Source organism: Microcoleus sp. Pol1C5 (assembly GCF_036701115.1).
Lineage (GTDB): Bacteria > Cyanobacteriota > Cyanobacteriia > Cyanobacteriales > Microcoleaceae > Microcoleus.
In genome coordinates, this window is sequence record NZ_JAUBQE010000142.1 from 1 (window position 1) to 1,620 (window position 1,620).

Here is a 1,620-nt window from a genome sequence, read left to right on the forward strand (position 1 = left end):
TTCTAACAACTCAACCTCATCTCAAGATTCTTCAAACAACAATAGTTCAACTTCTTCTAACTCTTCAACTTCAAGTCTAAATTCAAGCTCAGATTCCTCAAACAACTCTTCCAACAATTCAAACAACTCTGGAAATTCAGCCAACTCAAACAGCTCAGATAATTCTAGCAACTCAACCTCATCTCAAACTTCAAACTCAAGCGAAATGATGAGTTCTAGTGATTCTTCCAACAATTCAAACAACTCTGGAAATTCAAACTCAAGCGATTCTTCAACTTCAAACAATAATTCTAGCAATTCATCTCAAAGCTCTGGAAATTCAGATTCTAGCAACTCAAACAGCTCAGATAATTCTAGTTCAAATAATTCGAACTCAAGCGAAATGATGAGTTCAAGTTCTTCCAACAATTCTCAAAGTTCTGGAAACTCAAATTCATCTCAAACTTCAAACTCAAGCGAAATGATGAGTTCAAGTTCTTCTGAAAACTCAACCTCATCTCAAACTTCAAACTCAAGCGAAATGATGAGTTCCAACTCTTCTGAAAATTCAAACAACTCAAACAACTCTTCAAACTCAACCTCATCTCAAACTTCAGATTCTTCAAATTCAAACTCAAACAATTCCTCAAGTTTAATGAGTTCTAGTGATTCCTCAAACACTTCAACCTCATCTCAAACTTCCAACTCAAACTCTTCTGAAAACTCAAGCAATTCTTCAAACTCTTCCAACAATTCCAACTCTTCTCAAGATTCTAACAGCTCAGATAATTCTAACTCAACCTCATCTCAAACTTCAGATTCTTCTGATTCTTCAAACTCAAACAGTTCTGTAAATTCAAGTGATTCTAGCAACTCAACTTCTTCTGGCTCAAGCTCTAGCAATAACTCAGCCAACTCTCAAAGTTCTGAAAATTCCAACAATTCTAATTCAAGTAGCAACTCAAACAGTTTAAACCAAAGTTCTAATTCAATGAGCTCTAGTGATTCAACTTCAACCTCTTCTCAAACCTCCTCAACTTCAAATCCAACTCCAACTCTTGGAATTACAATTCCTAGAAACAACAATAACGGAAATCAAAGTACTCTAGTTGATCCTATCTCTTGTGATCTAAATCTTACTGGAAACGGTGCTTCTACCCAAAATATTTCTAAAGTTAGAATAGAACTAGTTGGTTTAGATGGTCAAAAAACTAATTATACTTGGGAAAGTGGAAATGATAGTCCAATTAATCTAGATATTAACAATACAACCAATCCAAAAACAGTTAGTTTTAGTTTAGATCTAAAGAAAGCTGGAATTAATGAAGGAAAATATCAAATTACTACAAGTTTGATTGGTGAAAATGGAAATGTAATCACTTCTACAACTTATACAGATAATATAAGTAGAAAAGGTTGTAATCCAAATCCAATTCTTAATGGTTTAAATAATCTTAATAATTTGGTTAGAACTGGTGGTAAAAGTACAGGAGGAGTTTTATCTTTTGGTCTGTTCTTAAGTTTAGTTTTAGGAGTAGTTTGGTATGTACAAAGGAAGGTTTTAAACTTGAAATAGAGTTTAAATAGAGTTTGAATAGACTTGAAATAGTTTGTAGAAAGTAGTTTAAAAACTTGACATTT

Annotated in this window: 1 protein-coding gene; it reads left to right on the forward strand. The window is 33.0% G+C overall.

Annotated features, from left to right (window positions below; translation table 11 throughout):
• Positions 1 to 1,555, forward strand: a 1,555-nt coding sequence (locus tag QUA23_RS30840; RefSeq protein WP_333110738.1) for a hypothetical protein, incomplete at its 5' end; no start/stop codon positions are given.
• Positions 1,556 to 1,620: the final 65 nt, after the last annotated feature.